General features: G+C 63.7%; 15 protein-coding genes. 9 read left to right on the top strand and 6 right to left on the bottom strand.

From position 1 onward, the window contains the following. Positions 1-10: 10 nt before the first annotated feature. The 6 genes from hemE to DL240_RS03820 all read right to left on the bottom strand — a co-directional run bounded on the left by hemE (position 11) and on the right by DL240_RS03820 (position 5,698). Entirely contained in the window at positions 11-1,039 is a 1,029-nt protein-coding gene (gene hemE, locus DL240_RS03845; RefSeq protein ID WP_111728525.1) for a uroporphyrinogen decarboxylase, read from the bottom strand. Then, positions 1,036-1,746, bottom strand: a complete 711-nt coding sequence (locus DL240_RS03840; RefSeq protein WP_158542335.1) for a uroporphyrinogen-III synthase — start codon at positions 1,744-1,746, stop codon at positions 1,036-1,038. Before DL240_RS03840 ends, hemE begins: the two co-directional genes overlap by 4 nt. After that, the gene (gene hemC / locus DL240_RS03835) at positions 1,743-2,651 is read right to left on the bottom strand and encodes a hydroxymethylbilane synthase (RefSeq protein ID WP_158542334.1); all 909 of its coding nucleotides are present in this window, start codon (positions 2,649-2,651) and stop codon (positions 1,743-1,745) included. Before hemC ends, DL240_RS03840 begins: the two co-directional genes overlap by 4 nt. Next, positions 2,641-3,930, bottom strand: a complete 1,290-nt coding sequence (hemA, locus tag DL240_RS03830) for a glutamyl-tRNA reductase (RefSeq protein WP_111728522.1) — start codon at positions 3,928-3,930, stop codon at positions 2,641-2,643. The genes hemC and hemA overlap by 11 nt, the downstream gene beginning before the upstream one ends. Before the next feature lie 2 nt (positions 3,931-3,932). Beyond that, positions 3,933-4,760, bottom strand: a complete 828-nt coding sequence (ccsA, locus tag DL240_RS03825) for a cytochrome c biogenesis protein CcsA (RefSeq protein WP_111728521.1) — start codon at positions 4,758-4,760, stop codon at positions 3,933-3,935. 98 nt (positions 4,761-4,858) lie between these two features. Beyond that, positions 4,859-5,698, bottom strand: a complete 840-nt coding sequence (locus DL240_RS03820) for a carbon-nitrogen hydrolase family protein (protein ID WP_111728520.1) — start codon at positions 5,696-5,698, stop codon at positions 4,859-4,861. A 424-nt stretch (positions 5,699-6,122) separates the two neighbouring features. Here DL240_RS03820 and DL240_RS03815 point away from each other — a divergent pair, with 424 nt between their 5' ends. From DL240_RS03815 to DL240_RS03775, 9 genes are all read left to right on the top strand, one after another. Further along, positions 6,123-6,662, top strand: coding sequence for a ribosome maturation factor RimP (locus DL240_RS03815; protein WP_158542333.1), 540 nt, complete (start codon positions 6,123-6,125; stop codon positions 6,660-6,662). Then, positions 6,659-8,392 (top strand): transcription termination factor NusA, encoded by a 1,734-nt coding sequence (gene nusA / locus DL240_RS03810; protein ID WP_146618082.1) that lies wholly within the window; start codon positions 6,659-6,661, stop codon positions 8,390-8,392. Before DL240_RS03815 ends, nusA begins: the two co-directional genes overlap by 4 nt. Continuing rightward, positions 8,389-9,024, top strand: a complete 636-nt coding sequence (locus tag DL240_RS03805; protein WP_347342244.1) for a DUF448 domain-containing protein — start codon at positions 8,389-8,391, stop codon at positions 9,022-9,024. The genes nusA and DL240_RS03805 overlap by 4 nt, the downstream gene beginning before the upstream one ends. Positions 9,025-9,205: 181 nt before the next feature. Next, entirely contained in the window at positions 9,206-12,100 is a 2,895-nt protein-coding gene (infB, locus tag DL240_RS03800; protein ID WP_111728517.1) for a translation initiation factor IF-2, read from the top strand. 40 nt (positions 12,101-12,140) lie between these two features. Beyond that, positions 12,141-12,497 (top strand): 30S ribosome-binding factor RbfA, encoded by a 357-nt coding sequence (gene rbfA, locus DL240_RS03795; RefSeq protein ID WP_111728516.1) that lies wholly within the window; start codon positions 12,141-12,143, stop codon positions 12,495-12,497. Between the two features lie 57 nt (positions 12,498-12,554). Then, positions 12,555-13,604 (top strand): DHH family phosphoesterase, encoded by a 1,050-nt coding sequence (locus tag DL240_RS03790; RefSeq protein ID WP_158542332.1) that lies wholly within the window; start codon positions 12,555-12,557, stop codon positions 13,602-13,604. A 45-nt stretch (positions 13,605-13,649) separates the two neighbouring features. Continuing rightward, a complete protein-coding gene (gene truB, locus DL240_RS03785) occupies positions 13,650-14,540 on the top strand; it encodes a tRNA pseudouridine(55) synthase TruB (protein WP_111728514.1) in 891 nt (296 codons plus the stop codon). A 49-nt stretch (positions 14,541-14,589) separates the two neighbouring features. Then, a complete protein-coding gene (locus DL240_RS03780; protein ID WP_111728513.1) occupies positions 14,590-15,657 on the top strand; it encodes a saccharopine dehydrogenase NADP-binding domain-containing protein in 1,068 nt (355 codons plus the stop codon). A 56-nt stretch (positions 15,658-15,713) separates the two neighbouring features. Beyond that, on the top strand, positions 15,714-17,837 hold the full coding sequence (locus tag DL240_RS03775; RefSeq protein ID WP_111728512.1) for a Tex family protein: 2,124 nt from the start codon (positions 15,714-15,716) through the stop codon (positions 17,835-17,837). Positions 17,838-17,908: the final 71 nt, after the last annotated feature.

Below are 17,908 nucleotides of genomic sequence, written 5' to 3'. Positions count from 1 at the left end.
CGCCTTCGGCTTATTGGCCGTACGAGGTCACCGTGTCCACCAGCGCTTCCATGCACTCGATGCGCGCCTGGGGGGTGATGCCGTGGCCCAGGTTAAAGATGTGTCCGTCGATGCCGCGCATATCGTCGAGGATGCGGGTGGCCTCCTGGCGCACGATCTCCGGGGTGGTGTTGAGGATGATCGGGTCGAGGTTGCCCTGGACGGCCACGTTGTCGGGCAGCGCGCGGCGGACCTGGCTGAGGCGCGCGGTCCAGTCGACGCCGAGCACGTCGGCGCCGGTGGCCACCAGGGGATCGAGGAGGTGGTGCATTCCTTTGGAGAACACGATGGTGGGCACGCGATCGCCGATCGCCTCCACGATGCGCCCCATCCATTTGGTGGAGGCCTGCTCGAAGGCGTCGGGGGAGAGCACGCCGCCCCAGCTGTCGAAGATCTGCAGGGCGTCGACCCCGGCGTCGATCTGAGTCTCGAAGTAGCGGATGAGCCCGGCGGTGATCTTCTCCATCAGGGCTTCAAAGAGCTCGGGCTCGGCGTAGAACATCTGCTTGGCACGGGCATAGGTCTTGGAGGAGCCGCCCTCGATCATGTAGGTCGCCAGCGTCCAGGGGCTGCCGCCAAAGCCGATCAGCGCGCGCTCCTGGCCGAGTTCCTGGCGGATGAGTTTGATGGCCGCCGGCACGTAGGCGAGCTTCTCTTCGACCGCGTCGACCGAGAGGCGCTCAATGTCGGCGCGGGAGGAGAGGGCGTATTCCATCTCAATGCCGCCGTGCTCCCGGAAGTGGTAGGGCTGCCCCAGGGCCTCGGGGATGACCAGGATGTCGCTAAAGAGGATCGCCGCATCCATGTTGTAGCGCCGCAGCGGCTGGGTGGTGACCTCCAGGGCCAGCTCCGGGGTCTGCACCAGCTCATGGAAGGAGTACTTCTCTTTGAGCGCGCGGTACTCGGGCAGGTGTCGGCCGGCCTGACGCATCACCCAGATGGGGGGGCGGTCAACGGGCTGGCTTTTGCAGGCGGCGAGGAAGCGTTGGCGGCGGTTCATGGGGAGTCCTGAAGTATGGCCTCGATCAGCAGGGTGCGATCGGGGCTCGGGGCGATGAGATCTGCGGGAAGTTGGAGTTCTGCGAGGCGCTCGGCGGTGCGGGGCCCGATGGCGGCGATGCGCGGGAGGCGCGCGGGCTGCTCGGGGAGGGCCTGGCGCAGGGCTTCGGCGCCGCGGGAGCTGGTCACCGTGACCCAGTCGGGCGCCAGTTCGGCCAGGGCCCGGGCCAGCGCCGCGCAGTTGGGCTCGGTCTCATAGACGGGCACCTCGTGGAAGGCAACGCCCCACGCTGAGGTGACCGGGCTTAAGTCGCGGGTCTTGTCTTTGAGGCCCATGGCGAGCACGTCGCGGGGCTCGCAGCGCTGCAGGAGCTCGATGAGGCTCTCAAAGTAGTGGCGCTCGGGCACCGAGACCGGCACGTGGAAGGCATTGGCGAGCACCTGGGCGGTGAGCGGGCCGACCGCGATCAGGTGATGCTCCCGGGCCTCCTCCGGGGTGAGCAGTCCCTGATGGAGGACCGACTCGACGGCGTGCGCGCTGTAGAAGATCAGGTGATGGGGGGTGTTGAGGAGCGCGCGCAAGCGCGCGTTCTCCACCCTCAGCCAGTTAACTCGCAGGGCCGGGCAGTGGTGCAGGTCTGCGCCTGTCGGGGCGCCGGCCGCTTCGAGGCCGGTGTCCAGAATGCGTAGCGGGGTGGCGAGGGTCATGCGCGCAGGATGCTCCGGGCGCCCTGTTCCAAAAAGTCGTCGACGAGCGCGTGGGCCAGCGCGTTCGGATCGTCGCCGGTGCGGGCTTCGTGCAGGCATTGCCGGCCGTCTGGCGAGGACACCCAGGCGTGGAAGGTCCACTGCCCCGGGGTGTCGGCCGGCACACAGTAAGCCCCCAGCGCCACCGAACAACCCCCTTCGAGGCGGCGCATAAAGATGCGCTCGGCGGTAACGGCCTGCATGGTGGGGGCGTCGAGGATCGGGGCTAAGATCGCGTCGATTTCCTCGCGCCCCTCCCGGGCCTCCAGACCGATGGCGCCCTGACCGACCGCCGGCACATACTCCGCGGGGGGCAGGAGCGAGGTCACGCGCTCGTCCATCTCCAGGCGCTCCAGAGCGGCGTGGGCCATGATGATGCCGTCAAAGCCCTGGCGTTCCAGCTTCTCCAGGCGCGTGCCGATGTTGCCGCGCAGATCGGCGAAGTTGAGGTTGGGGCGGCGGTGCAAGAGCTGGGCTTTGCGGCGCTGGCTGCCGGTGGCGATCGTCGCTCCGTCGGGCACCTGATCAAAGGAGGCGTAGCGGGTGGAGATGAAGGCATCCAGTGCGCTGGCGCGTTTGGGGGCGCCGGCAAAGCGCATGCCCGGGGGCAGCGTGGAGGGGAGGTCCTTGAGGGAGTGCACCGCCAGGTCCACCGCGTCGGTGGCCAGGGCCTCTTCCAGCTCGGCGGTGAAGAGCCCCTTGGCTCCGATCGAAGGCAGGGGCACATCGGTGCGTTGATCGCCGAGGGTATCCATCGTCACGATCTCGACACTCAGTCCCGGATGCGCCGCCCGCAAGAGGTCGGCCACGTGATGGGTCTGCCAGAGCGCCAGCGCCGATTTGCGCGAGCCAAGTTTAAGGTTCATCGGGGTTCTCATCTTGGTTTTGAAGATTGTAGAGCGACCAGACCAGGTTGAGGTCTTCGGCGCGCAGGGTGTTATTGGCCACCGAGGTTCGCAGGTACGAGATCGGGTGGTGGAGCAGTTTTTTGACCAGGCCGCGGCTGAACTCTTCGAGCATCACCCGCTCCTGATCGCTGATGCGTTTATTGTGGCGGTCGATCTCCCGGGTGCAGACCTCTTCGAAGTAGCGCGCCAGCGAGGCGATGGTGGGGGTGACCGCCATGGAGCGCTGCCAGCTCTGCCACTGCTCGACCATCTGATCGATGATGGTCTCGGCGGCCGGGATCTCGTCTTTGCGGGTGGCCATGTTGGAGGCCACCACGTGTTCCAGGTCGTCGATGTTGTAGAGGAAGACGCTGTCGAAGCGGGCGACCTCCGGATCGATGTTCCGCGGGTTGCTGATGTCGATCAGAAAGAGCGGGCGCCGTTTGCGGGCGCGCATCACGTGCTTGAGCTGGTCGTGGGTCAGCAAAAAGTCCGGGGAGCCGGTGGCGAAGACGGCGACCTCGGCGCTGACCACAGCGTCGGCCAACTCGTCGAGCGGGCGGTAGTGGCCCTTGAGCTGGTCTGCCAGCTTTTGGCCGCGTTCGCGGGAGCGGTTGAGCACCACGAACTTGGTCGCCCCGGAGTTGGCAAAGTGCATCGCCGCGGCCTCGGAGGTCTCGCCAGCGCCCACCAGCAAGATCTCCTGCTGGCGGAAGTCGCCAAAGATCTTGCTGGCCAGGTCCACGGCGGCCGAGCTGATGGAGACGGCGCCCTCACAGAGCGCGGTGTCGGTGCGCACCTGTTTGCCGACGCGGATGGCAAACTGAAGGAGGCGGTCGAGCACTGGCGAGCGTGCCGGGTTGGCCAGGACCTGATCGTGGACGTCTTTGACCTGGGCCAGGATCTGGTTCTCGCCAAGGGCCAGCGACTCCAGCGAGGAGGCCACCCGGAAGAGATGGCGCGCGGCCTGCACGTCGGTGCGGATCAGGGGGGCGGGGAGGCTCTCGGCGTCGATGCCCCGCTGGCGAGCGAGCTCGGGCCGGACCATCTCCCAGAGGTTGGGGGGCGTGGGCCCGTAAAAGTAGAGCTCGGTGCGGTTGCAGGTCGAGAGGACCGCGACCTCGCTGAGCCAGCGCTGACGGCACAGGGGCACCAACGCCGCGATGTCGTCGGCGCTCATTGCCAGTGCGTCGCGTTCAGCCAGCGAAGCGTTCCGATGGCTGAACGAGATAAGGGTGAGCCGGTTGGGTGAGGTCATGCTTACTGGAAGGTGTGGAAGGAGCTAAAGAAGGTGTTGACGACGACCATCGACGCGATCAGCGCCAGGTAGCCCCCAAGAGAGAGGTAACCCATGCGCAAGCCCGAGAGTTTACGCATCTTCGCCACCACAAAGGCCACCGCGTAAGCCGCCCAGGCCACGTAAGTAATGACGATCTTGGGGTCGAGCAAGCTAAAGTCGTCGAGCACGTAGACCGCGACAAAATGCCCCGATACAAGGCCCAGCCCCAGCAGCAGAATGCCGGCCAGGGTGGCCATCCGACTCATGTTCTCCAGCGTGTGAAGGGAGGGGAGACGTCGAAAGAGCGCGCCCAGATCGCGGCTCTTGAGCTGGCGTGCGAGCAACACATACATCAGCGCATAGATCGCGCTCATCGCCAGCCCGACAAAGCCCAGCAAAATCAGGATCACGTGCACCCCGTAGATCGGGTGCTCGTGCAGCAGGGGGTGGGCGGCGGTGGGGTCAATGATCAGAGAGGACCAGGTCTGCGCCAGGGCGGTCAGGGCCACGAAGAAGGCCCCGGTGTTGGGCTCGCCATGACGTCGTTCGGTCAGCGCATAGATAAACCCGATGGCCAGCGCCAGCAATGAGAGAAACTCCCCCTTGGAGCTGACCGGGAAGTGGCTGAGTTCGACGCCGCGCAGCGCCAGGTAGGTCGCGTGGACTCCCAGGGTGCCATAAAGCAGTGGTGAGCCCACAAAGCGCTCCCCGGCGTCGCGTCGCGCCAGAAACTGGCGCGCGTAGAGCGCGAAGATGGCCAGGTAGGCCACCGGCAGCGCGATCTCGACGAGTTGAAACAACATGAGCATGCGAGCGCCTCAAGGGCTGACATCGGAGTGCGTACGAAGGGCAGCGCCCGGAATGCGCGCTGCCGTCAGGCCACTGATAGTCCGGCCGGTGGTGTGGGTCAAACCTCGTGTTGCCCCGGCGCGGACAGTCCGCGCCGCTGGTGGGTGAGGACCGGCATCTTTTGCCGGACCTCACGCTGGCGTTCCAGATTCAGATCGGCCACGACTACGCCGTCGCCTTCTTCCAGACATCCCAGGCACTCTCCCCAGGGATCGTAGATCACCGAGTTTCCAAAGGAAGCGCGTGTTCCGTAGTGATGGCCCCACTGGTTGGGAGCCAGGACAAAGGTCTGATTTTCAATGGCCCGGGCGCGCAGCAAGGTATGCCAGTGGGCCTGGCCGGTCGGCCGGGTGAACGCCGAGGGCACCGTCAACATTTCCGCGCCGCGAAACGCCAGCTCCCGGTAGAGTTCGGGGAAGCGCAGGTCGTAGCAGATGGTCAGCCCCACTTTTGCCTCTTCGCCCTGCACCTGCACGGCGGTGAGGACGGCATCCTGGCCGCCGACCACGCTGGCGGATTCGGTCAGGGTGAGATCGCCGTCGACCCGGGCATCAAAAAGGTGGATCTTGCGGTACACAGCGGCGATGTCGCCCGCGGGGGTGATGTGAACCTGAGTGTTGAAGGTCCGCGTCGGGTCGGGGGAGCGTTCGGCAAAGCTGCCGACGGTGATCGCGGCCTGCAGCTCGCGGGCCAGCGCTTGAAAGGTCTGAATCTGCGAGCCCTGCAGCGTCTCGGCCACCGGGAGTTTGTCGCGGTCCGGGCCCAGAAAGGGGGCGCATTCCGGAAAGATCACCCAGCCGGCGCCTTGCTCGACGGCGTCTTCCGCGAGCCGGCGGCAGGTCTTAAGGTTGGCTTCGATGTCGCGGGTGGAGGCGATCTGGGCCAGGGCGACGCGCATGGGGGCTCCTTTCGCATAAACAGGGTTAAAAGACAGCGGGGAGGGGGCGAAGGTTCAGCGATGAATCTCAAGAGAGCGCTCCTGCCTGTCAACCGCAGCACGCTGTGGGAACTTCCCGGATGCCTTGACAGTCCGGGGGCGGTTGTTTAGTACATCGAGCCATGGCTGGTGTAGAGCGTTTGGAAGAAGTCAGCCAGGTCGCCGGTTCACTGGTTTAGAGCTGGCAGGGGAGAGCCTGAAGTAATGTTCAGTCTTAGAGGGCGCTTCCCCGGGCGACGTCAGATAAGTTAAGCGTGTCTGGCGTCTCGCTACATTTCGCGGCGCTGAGCGAAAGTGGGCCCTCCAAGCCCGCTTTTTTTGTTTTTCAGCACCAGGGGTAGCTCCCCAGACCACACGTCATTCATTGAGCATCAGGATAAGGCACGTGGCCAAGAAACGAAGAAAAGAGCGTCAAGCTAAGGCCCCCTCGCTGCCCTTGAGCAACGAGCTTGTCGAGGCGATTGAGGGCTGGGCTGAAGAGGCCGCAGCGGTCCATGACCTGGAACTCTACGACGTGGTCGCCAGCTCGGCTGGTGGCTGGTCGGTGCAGGTGTTTCTCGACCGTCCCGATGCCGAGCCCGGCACGGGCGTGGCGGTAGAGGACTGCGCCCGGGTGAGCCGTTATATGGAAGCGTTGCTCGATGCCGATGAGCGCGTGCCGGAGCGCTATGTGCTGGAGGTTTCCAGCCCGGGCGTGGAGCGAAAGCTCAAAAAACCAAAGCATTTTTCGCAGGCGATCGGCAGCGACGTCGTACTTGTCGTGCGCGAGCAGATCGATGGACAGAACAAGGTAAGCGGACGGCTTGTGGCGTTTGAAGACGACACGCTGACCGTTGAGATGGACGGCACGCCGGTGACCATCCCGCTTGATGGGGTGAGCCGGGCGAAGTTGACGTTCGACTTTTCAGGAGCGAAGCAGCGATGAATCTTAACAGTGTCATCGACGAGGTCGGGAGGACCAAGGGAATCGACCGGTCGATCCTGGTGGAGACCCTTGAGGCGGCCATCTTGACCGCGGCGCGCCGCACCTACGGGGCCCAGCGCGAGATCGAAGCCGAGTACAGCGAGGAGAGCGGCGAAGTTCAGCTCTTCCAGATCATCACGGTCAGCGACGACGTGGAGAACCCCTACCGAGAGGTCTCGGTGGAGGAGGTTCGCGAGGCGGGCTTTGAAGCGGAGCCGGGTGACGAGCTGCTCTTCCAGATCTTTTACCGCGAAGACGACAAGGATAAGGCCCGGGTGCAGGACAAGCGCTACGGTAAGCTCCTGAAGCTCGACTCCTACAACTCGACCTTTGGTCGCATCGCCGCTCAGACCGCCAAGCAGGTCATCATCCAGCGGGTGCGCGAGGCCGAGCGGGACATCATCTACGATGAGTACAAGGATACCATCGGAGATATGGTCATCGGCCGGGTGCGCCGCTTTGAGAAGGGCAACATCATTGTCGATCTGGGGCGTACCGATGCGATTTTGCCGCGTCGCGAGCAGACCCCGCGCGAGAGCTATCGCCCCGGCGATCGTCTTCAGGCCATGATCAAAGAGGTGCAGCGCTCCAGCCGCGACCCGCAGGTTGTCTTGACGCGCGCCGATCCCATGCTTCTGCTCAAGTTGTTTGAACAGGAGGTTCCGGAGATTCACGAAGGTGCGGTGCGCATTGTGGCCGTGGCGCGTGAGGCCGGCGTTCGTACCAAGGTGGCCGTCTACAGCCGTGACAGTGATGTCGATCCGGTGGGGGCCTGCGTGGGGATGCGCGGATCGCGTGTTCAGGCGGTGGTCCAGGAGCTTCGCGGCGAAAAGATCGACATTGTGCCCTACGTCGAAGACACCGCGCGCTTTGTGTGCAACGCGATCAGCCCGGCCGAAGTGGCCAAGGTGCTGATCGACGAGTCGAACATGACCATGGAGCTTATCGTCCCCGACGACCAGCTCAGCCTGGCCATTGGCCGCGGCGGTCAGAACGTTCGCCTGGCCGCCCAGCTCACCGGCTGGAACCTCGACATCATCAGTGAGACTCGCCTCAAGAATATGATGGCTGAGTCCCGCGCTCAGCTCCTTGAGTTTGAGGGGATTACCGAGGATATGGTCGATACGCTCTTTACCCTGGGCTACAACAAGCTCGAGCACATGGCGCACGCCGCGGCTCCCGAGCTCGCCCAGATTCCGGGTCTCAACGCCGAGTCGGCCGAGCGCATCATTGCGGCGGCCGCCGAGATTCTGGCCCGTCCGGCTCCCGGCTCGCCGGAGGCGATGACCGAGGCGGACTACGAGCGTAAGGCGCTGGAAGAGATTCGTGGAGTCGGTGCCAAAGTTGCGGCGTCCCTGCATGATTCCGGCTTTATCTCGGTGGAGCACATTGCATTTGCCGAAGATCCGGCCAAGCTGGCCGAAGCCGCCGGGCTGGGTAAAAACGTCAAGAAGGCCCGCCAGATCCTCAGCGCGGCCGAAGAGCACCTCAAGCGCGAGCTTGAGTTGGATGACGAAGGATTTGAAGCGCGTCGTGCCGAGTTCAACGCGGCCTCGCAAGAGGCCACGGCTGAAGAGGCCGCCGAGGAGGCGGACGCCGCGCAGGAGCAGGAGGCCCCCGAGGGTGCAGAGGCCGTGCCGGCCGACGCTCCGGTCGAAGCCTCCGAGAGCGACGATGAGGAGGAAGCCTGAACGTCGGTAAGCACAACGATGCTGGTAAACATCTGAGCGCTGCCCACACCCCCGAGCGCACCTGCGCGGGGTGTCGGCAGACCGGAGATCCGGTCGACTGGGAACGCTTTGTGTATGTAGAAGGTCATGGTCTGATCCACGATCTTCGACGCAAAGCGCCCGGTCGGGGGGTATGGGTCCATTCCGACCCGAACTGTTTGACGGCGGCTGTGGAGCGAGGCGGGTTTCACCGCTCGCTTAAGCAGCGACTCGAACTCCCCACGGCCGAAGCACTGATCGCTCAAGTTCATGCCGGGGCACGTCGTCGCCTGGAGGAGGCTCTCCAGGTGGCGATGCGCGCGCGCGCCACCTTTCTGGGGCAGACCTTTGTCAAAGAGGCCATGCGCCAGGATACTGTCGCCGCGCTCATCATCGCCTCGGACGCCGGGGAGAGCACCCGGATGAAGTTTGCCAGCAACGCGCAACGCAAAGGCATCACCGTGATCGATCTCTGGACCGGCGCGGAGCTGGGCCAGTGGGCCCGTGGCGAGGCGTTTGTCTCGGTTGTCGGTATCTGTGCCGGCCCTCAAGCTGAGCGATTCTTGCAGCATTGGAAGCGGTTGGAGGCGCACATCGCGACTCCGAAAACATAGTGAATGAACACGTCGCGGATCTGCACCCTCGGGTGCAGGTGCCTGCGTTTTGAAGGGCCTTCTCTTTGTGGTAGTAAGCGCGGAGAAGGCGATAGATGGTCAAGAAAGCCGACGATCGCGACGAGAAAGAGACTGTCCGCGCGGAGCGTCATCAAACCCCGACGGACAGAGTGGAGAGGACATGCCGAAGCAGCGACGCGTATACGAACTAGCCGACGAGCTAGGGATCAATAAGCAAGAATTGGTATCGAAGATTAACGAGCTCGATCTCGGGTTCTCCGTCAATAACTACATGACGGTGCTCAACCCCCGGGAGATCGATTCGCTTAAGGCCGCCCTGGGTGGAGAGGGCCAGGCTGCGGCGCCCAAAAAGAAGTCGACCAAGTCGACCAAAAAGAAGGGGGCCAAAAAAGCCGAAGAGCCGAAGAAGGAAGAAGAGGCCGCCGAGGCCGCTCCTTCTCCGGTGGTGCGCCGCCGCCGTAAGGTGCAGCCGGTCGCCGAGGAAGAGGAGGCCGGTGAAGAGTCGGCTGAGACCGAAGTGGAGGTGGTGCGCCCGACGGTGCGTCGCCGCCGCAAGGTGGAGCCCGCCGCCGAGGCCGAAGAGGCCGCGGAAGCAGAAGTAGCGGCCGAAGCGCCGACGGAAGAGCCGGTGGTCGAAGAGCCCGAGGCCGAAGCTGTCGAAGCAGAAGTAGCGGCCGAAGAGCCGGCAGCCGAAGAAGTCGTCGCTGAAGAAGCCCCGGTCGAAGCGCCCGTGGCCGAAGAGCCGGCGGCCGAAGAAGTCGTCGCCGAAGAAGCCCCGGTCGAAGCGCCCGTGGCCGAAGAACCGGCGGTCGAAGAGGCTGTTGACGCTCCGGTGGAAGAGCCCCAGGCCGAGGAGCCGGTGGCCGAAGCGCCGAAGCCGCAAGAGAAGGCTGAAGAGCCGGCTAAGCCGACGCCCGAAGCCGCACCGAAGAAAGAGGCTCCGGCCACTGCAGAGCGTCCCAGCCCGATTGCCCCGCCGGTACGTCGTCCTCCGCCTGCGCGTGCCCCCAAGGGCGGCGCCAAGGTGCTCGGCCGTATCAGCGAGAGCGTGCTCAAGGATCGCCTCGCGGCAGAGAATAAGGACTTCACCCCCGGTCCCTCCCGTGGACCTGGTGGCGAGTCTCGCTCCTCCAGCAGCCGCCGTCGCGGTCGTACCAAGCGCGTGGTGGAAGGCTCTGATCTTTATGATCCGAAGTCCCGCCGCAGCCGCCGCCGCAACTCCCGCGGTCGCAGCCGGGGCAAGGCCAAGCGCACGCAGAAGACCGAAATCACGCAGGCCGCCGAGCACAAGCGCGTGATTCGCATCGAGGACGTGATCTCCGTCGGCGACCTCGCCCACCAGATGGGGGCGAAGGCCGCTCAGGTTGCCATGAAGCTCATTGAGAGCGGCATGATGGCCACGGTGAACACCACCCTTGATTTCGAAACCGCCGCGCTGGTGGCCGACGAGTTCGACTACACCGTTGAGAACGTCGCCTTCGATATCGCGAACTTCTACGACACCACGCCTGATGATGAGTCGTTGCTCGAGAAGCGTGCGCCTGTGGTCACGGTGATGGGCCACGTCGACCACGGGAAGACCTCCCTGCTCGATGCGGTGCGGGCCTCGACGGTGACCAGTGGCGAGGCCGGTGGGATTACCCAGCACATCGGCGCGTATATGGTGGAGACGGCGGCCGGGATGATCACCTTCCTGGATACTCCGGGGCACGAGGCGTTCACCGCGCTGCGTGCTCGGGGCGCCAAGGCCACCGATATTGTCGTGCTGGTCGTTGCCGCCGATGACGGCGTGATGCCTCAGACGGTGGAGGCGATCAATCACGCCCGCGCCGCCGAGGTGCCGATCATTGTGGCGGTCAACAAGATTGACAAGCCGGCGGCCAACCCCGATCGCGTCAAGACGGCGTTGACCGAGTACAACCTGATTCCCGAAGAGTGGGGCGGAAGCACCCTCTTTGTGGAAGTCAGTGCGCTGGAACGAATCAACATCGACGGGCTGCTGGAGGCCATTTCGCTGCAGGCCGAGTTGCAGGAGCTGCGCTCCAATGCAAATCGTGACGCGCAGGGCATCGTCATCGAAGCCGAACTCGATATCGGGCGCGGTCCGGTGGCCACCATTCTCGTGCAGCGCGGGACGCTGAATCGCGGTGATATCCTGGTCAGCGGTCGCTACTACGGACGCGTGCGTACGATGCACAACGACCGGGCGCAGGTCATCGAGAAGGCCGGTCCCAGTCAGCCCGTGGAAATCACCGGCCTGAGTGGTATCCCCGAAGCCGGTGAGCCCTTCTTCGTGGTCACCGAGGAGCGTGACGCCAAGCGCATCACCGAGAACGTCGCCGATCAGCGTCGTAAAGAGGTCATGGCCAGCCGTGCGAAGGAATCGGCCGGTAGCCTCGAAGATCTCTCGGCGATGATTGCACGCGGAGAGATGAAGACCCTCAAGATCATTCTCAAGGGTGATGTGCAGGGCTCGGTCGAAGCGATCAAGGAAGCCTTCGGCAAGTTGGGCAACGAAGAAGTTCGCACCAAGATCATTCACACCGGTGTGGGCGGAATCACCGAGAACGATGTCAACCTGGCAGCGTCTTCGGATGCTGGAGCGGTGATCGTGGGCTTCAATGTGCGCCCCGACAACCGGGCGGCGGAGGTTGCCGATAAGTACGGCGTGCAGATCCTCACTCACAGCATCATCTACGATGCGATCGAGCAGGTGCGTAACATCCTCGAAGGGCTGCTCTCGCCGATCGTTCAGGAGAAGGTGCTGGGGCATGCCGAGGTGCGCGAGACCTTCTCGGCGCCCAAGGTGGGCACCGTGGCCGGTGTCTACGTCACCGACGGTATCCTGCGCCGCAACGCCAAAGCGCGCTTGCTTCGTGGTGAGCGGGTGATTTACGAGTCGACTGTGGCTTCGCTGCGGCGCTTCAAAGACGATGCCAAAGAGGTCAAAACCGGCTTTGAGTGCGGCATGAGCCTGGAGAACTACAACGACATCAAGATCGGCGATGTCATTGAGGTCTTCGAGCTGGAGGAGGTCGCGGCAACTTTTGATTGAGGTTTAAATTGACCTCAATTCATGCGAGCCGGAGGACGTCATGAAGCAGAAACGTAGCTACAAACGTACCGAACGGGTCGGGCAGCAGCTCCACGAAGTGATTGCGGGGCTGCTGCTGACCGACGCCGATGACCCGCGCCTGCAAATGGTGCAGGTCACCGGCGTCGAGATGAGCCCGGACCTGCGATACGCCAAGGTCTATTACATCATGCTCGACGGCGAGGAGCCGGAAGAGGGCGTGGGAGCCGCTCTGGAGCGCTTTGCCGGTTATGCCCAGCGGGTTATCGGCGATCAGCTTCGACTTCAGTACGTGCCACGCCTTACCTTTGTCTTTGACGAAGCGGTGATGCGCGGGCGAGCGATGGATGAGCTGCTCGCGAAGCTCCCCGAGAGCTAAACCTTCCGCCGGACAATAATGCCTGTGTGGGCCGGCGCCCGAATGGAGATAGTGGTCATGAGTGCGGAGACACACGCTCCGTCGGGCGCCGGTGCTAAGGCACCGGTGAGCATCCCGACGACCCCCGAGTTAGAAGCTCAGATCGACGAGCTGGAAGCGTTGATCCAGGCGCATCAGCACTTCCTCGTGGTCGCTCACGCGTACCCGGACGGTGATGCAGTGGGCTCGACGCTGGCCATGGGACTTCTGCTGGAACAGTTGGGCAAAGAAGTGACGTTTTTTAACGTCGATTCGGTGCCTTACAATTTTCGGTTTTTGCCCGGAGCCGATCGATGGACGAGCGACGCGCCCGCGTCGCGACCGGATGTCACGATCATGCTCGACTGCGCTGAGCCTAAACGGGTGGGAGATGCCTTTCCGCCGCAGGCCTGGGGCGAGCAGATCGCGGTGGTCGATCATCATAAAACCTGGGACGGGGAGTTTGCGCAGGTCTACGTACGAGACGTCGGCGCCGCTTCGACCGGCGAGTTGATCTATCGCCTGGTACGTCGCTTTGGGGTTCTGACTCCGGAGCTGGCGAAGAATCTCTACTGTTGCATGATGACCGATACCGGCAGCTTTCGTTACTCCAACACCAGTCAGACCGCCTTCCGGGTCGCTGGCGAGTTGGTCGAGGCCGGGGCCGACCCCTGGGAGATGACCAGTCATATTTATGAAGATCAGCCACGGGAGCGTCTGGAGCTTCTGTGCCGTGTGCTGGGCACGTTAAGGGTCTCGGCGTGCGGGCGTCTGGCTTTTTTGCGTGTCGAAGACGCGATGCTCGAAGGGCTCAGCAGCGACGAGGACCTGACCGACGGGTTTATCAATTACGCCCGTTCGATTCGGGGAGTCGAGGTGGCGACTCAGCTGCGGGAGGCCGAAGACGGATTCTGGCGAATCTCGTTTCGCTCGCGCGGCCGCGTCGACGTGTCGGCGCTGGCCGGAAAGTTCGGAGGCGGTGGTCATCATAATGCGGCCGGTTGCCAGATGACTGGTGAGCCCCGGGAGATTGAAGAGCGCCTTACCCGAGCACTGGTTGATGTGCTCAACGACGGCGATTGCGCTTAGACGCAACGTGCGGTTCCCAGCGATATAGATCCACGTGGAGATGTTATGCAGTGCCAGGATGGCTTGATCCTGATCGATAAAGTCGGGGGCATGACCAGCTTTGATGTGGTTCGTCGGGTGCGTCGCCTGGCGGGCACTCGAAAGGTCGGTCATACCGGAACGCTCGACCCCGACGCCACCGGGTTGATGGGGGTGGTTCTGGGGCGGTGCACCAAGCTCGCCAACTATCTCACGCTTGATGAGAAGGTGTATGCCTTTGAAATGGAGCTGGGGACGGCCACCGATACCGAAGACGCCTCCGGCCAGGTGATCGCCGAGGCTGATTGGGAGCACGTGACACGCGAGGCTTTCGAGGAGGCCATCGGAAGTTTTCTGGGAACCATCGAGCAGGTTCCACCGATCTATTCTGCGCTGAAGGTCGACGGAAAACGGGCCCATGCGTTGGCGCGTGCCGGTGAGAAGGTGGAGTTGCAAGCTCGGCCGGTGGAGATTTTTGAGCTCGACCTCGTTGAGTGGACTCCCCCGCGGGTGCGGCTTCAGGTGCGTTGCGGTTCGGGAACCTACGTCCGGGCTCTCGCCAGGGACCTTGGCAAGAAGCTGGGAAGTGTCGCTCATACCCGAAGCATTCGCCGACTCTCAGTGGGGCGCTTCGACCTGGCCAGAGCGCATCGACTCGAAGATTTGAGTGAAGAGACCTTCTGGGCATCGGTGCTCTCGCCGGCAGAGATGGTGGCCAGTTTGGTCCAGGTGACCATCGATGCAGACCAGCGCCGGGCGATCGGGTTCGGACAGACGATTCTCGTGGAACCGGAGATTGCCATGGGAGCGCCGGTGGCGGCGATCGATGCCGCGGGGGATCTGGTGGCGATCATGGAACGCAAAGAAAGCTATGATCCCCAGGGCAGTCGATTGGCACCACGACGTGTGCTGATTTAAGCGCTGATTGCCGTCGATGCAGTGGATTTCAGCGGGATGAGGTTCGGTCGTGAACTCGAACATCGCGATCTATGGAGCCAGCGGGTTTGTCGGGCGCATGCTCGCTCACGAACTTGCCGGGCGAGGGGCCCGCTTACGCCTGGTAGGTCGTGACCTGGGCCGACTGGAGGAGCTCGAAGAGGAGCTCCGCGCCAGGGGCTTTCTGGATGTTCGAGTGCGTCAGGCCCGGCTGAGCGAAGAGGTTGCGCTGCGTGGCGCGCTTCGGGGGTGCGACGCGCTGGTGAACTGCGCCGGCCCGCTGGGAGAGCGAACGCGCAAGCTCGTGGCGGCGGCGCTTGGGGAGGGTATTCACTTTTTTGATATGGCGGGGGAGCAGGCCCAGGTGCACTGGATGTGGGACGCCTGCCATGAGGAAGCGCGCGCCCGGGGCGTGGTGCTGATGCCGGCCTGCGCGCTGGAGTACGCGCTGGGAGACTTCGCGGCCGAGATCGCGCTGATGAAGGCCGCCTCGCGCATCGTTGTGTGCTACGCGGTGCGTGAGATGAAGCTGAGCCAGGGGGCGCGGAAGACCTTCGTGCACGCACTGGGAGAGGGAGGCGTGAGCTTTGTGGATGGCAAGCTCGAGCGTCGTCGGGCGGCCTACCGCCTCTTTGACGTGCCCTTTCCACGCGGCCACATCCGTAAAGGCGTGTGGATTCCCGGGGCCGAAGCCATCACCGTCCCCCTTCGCGGCGGGGTCTCCCGAGTGGAGAGTTGTGTCGTGACCGGGGAGGCGATGGTGCGCCTGCTGGCAACGCTGTCCGGGGTGCTGCCCTCGGTGCTTCGCGCGCTGCGTCCGGTCACCGATCGGCTGGCCGAGCAGAGCGATGCGGACGAGATGGACGAGGCCCTTGGCGAGTATCTGGTCATTGCCTTTGATCCGAAGACCGCGGAGCCCTACGCAATGTTGACCGGCGAAGACGTCTATGCGACCAGCGTGCGCGTGGCCGCCGAGTGCGTCTCTCGCGTCGTGGGGGAAGGCCCCATCAAGGCGGGGTTCACCTCGCCGGCGGCGGTCTTTGATGTGAAAGATTTTCTCAACGCGGTGGGTGTACGGCGCCTGCCGCTTGAGTCCTGAGCTGAACTCAACGCAGGAAACAGCCTGGAGCAGGGCTGTTTGTGATAAAGGAAGTTATGGAACGTCGTATCGCTTCGGAGTTGGGAATTCGTCTGGATCAGGTGCGCGGCACGCTCGCACTCCTGGATGAGGGCAACACGGTTCCTTTTATCGCCCGCTATCGAAAGGAGCGTACCGGTGGGCTGGATGAGGTGCAGATTCGCGACGTTGCTCGTCTCAGCGAGCAGATTCGTCAGCTCGAAGATCGGCGCCAGACCATCCTGAGCTCCGTGGAAGAGCAGGGCGCGCTGACCGCGGAGCTTCGTCGGGCGCTCTCGTCGGCCCAGACGCTGGGTGAGCTCGAGGACCTCTATGCCCCCTACAGGCCCAAGCGCCAGACCCGCGCAACGCGGGCGTTGGAGGCTGGCCTGGGACCGGTTGCCGAAGCCATCGCGCGGGGCGAGGACCCGAATCGTCTGGCGGCCCAATTTTGCACCGAGGCCTATTCTGATGTGGATGCCGTCATCGGCGGCGCGCGCGATATTTTGGCGGAGGCGATGGCCGATGACGCCACGGTGCGCGCGTATGTGCGTGACAAGATGCGGCGCGATGGTCGTATGATGAGTAAGCGCCGGCGCGGAGGCGAAGAAGATCCCAAGTACCAGATGTACTTTGAGTTTTCGGTGCCCGTCGAAAAGATGCGGCCGCACCAGGTGCTGGCCATCCGCCGCGGTGAGAAAGAGAAGGTGCTCAGCGCCGGGGTTGAGGTCCACGAGGATCGTCTGGTCGACTGGATCGTGGGCCAGCGCGTGAAGACCGGCGGTGTCGCACGTAAACACCACACCGAGGCGGTTCGCGACGGATTTGGTCGCCTGCTCCATCCTTCGCTGGAGCGCGACGTGCGCGGCGAGCTGGAAGAAGACGCCGACAAGCACGCTATCGGGGTGTTCGCACTCAACCTTAAGAACCTGCTTCTGCAGCCGCCGCTGGCCGGGCGAGTGGTGCTGGGGGTGGACCCGGGCATGCGTACCGGATGCAAACTCGCGGTGGTCGACGCGACCGGGCGTCTTATCGATACCGGTCATATGTACGTGCACGACGGTCGAAAGCGCGATGCCCCCGACATCATCTCCGCCATGGTGCACAAGCACGGGGTCGAGGTGGTGGCGATCGGTAACGGTACCGGAAGCCGCGAAACTGAGGAGTTGGTCGCCCGCGGGCTGCGTGGCAAAGATGGGGTTCACTACGCGATCGTCGATGAGGCCGGGGCCAGCGTGTACAGCGCTTCCGAGATTGCCCGGGCGGAGTTCCCCGACCTTGATGTGAGCGTGCGTGGTGCCGTGTCGATTGCGCGCCGTATTCAGGATCCTCTTGCCGAGCTGGTAAAGATCGATCCCAAGAGCATCGGCGTCGGCATGTACCAGCATGATGTCAATCAGAACGCGTTGAGTCAGGAACTCGACGCGGTGGTGGAGGACGTGGTCAACGCGGTTGGTGTCGACGTGAACTCCGCCTCTCAGCCGCTTCTGGCCCGGGTTGCCGGTATTGGCCCGACACTTTCCAAGCGTATCGTGGCCCACCGCGATGCCACCGGTCCTTTTGCCTCGCGCGCTTCGCTTAAAGATGTGAGGGGGCTCGGAGCCAGAACCTTTGAGCAATGCGCCGGCTTTTTGAGAGTGCGTCAGGGGAGAGAGCCGCTGGACGATACCGGTATTCACCCGGAGAGCTACGCTCTGGCCCGGGATATCCTCAAGCTCAGTGGCCAGGAGCCCGGGGCGTCCGGACTTAAGGCGCGTCTTGATGCGCTGGGGCGTTCCGGAGAGTTACGGGCGTTGGCTGAGAAGCACGGGGCCGGCGCGATGACGCTGGAAGATGTACTCAGCGCCCTGGTGCAGCCCGGGCGTGACCCCCGCGATGAGCTCGATCCTCCGCAGCTTCGCAGCGACGTGCTCAGCGTCAATGATCTGAGAGAGGGAATGGTGCTGGAGGGCACGGTGCGCAATGTCGTCGACTTCGGGGCGTTTGTAGACATCGGCGTCAAGCAGGATGGCCTCGTGCACGTCAGCGAGATGGCGGACCGCTTTATTAAAAATCCCTACGATGTGGTTGGCGTGGGCGATCGGGTCAAGGTGGCGATCGTTTCGATCGACAAAGAGCGCGGCCGCATTGGTCTGTCGATGAAGCAGGCATCTGGGCGCTGAACTCGCCGCGTTGTATCGGATACAAAAAAGCCGCCCGGCGTGGAAACGCCGGGCGGCTTTTTTTAGGGTCC

It is taken from the genome of Lujinxingia litoralis, assembly GCF_003260125.1.
Lineage (GTDB): Bacteria > Myxococcota_A > Bradymonadia > Bradymonadales > Bradymonadaceae > Lujinxingia > Lujinxingia litoralis.
The sequence above is the reverse complement of the archived record's forward strand: the minus strand, read 5'-3'. Positions and strand labels throughout refer to the sequence as shown.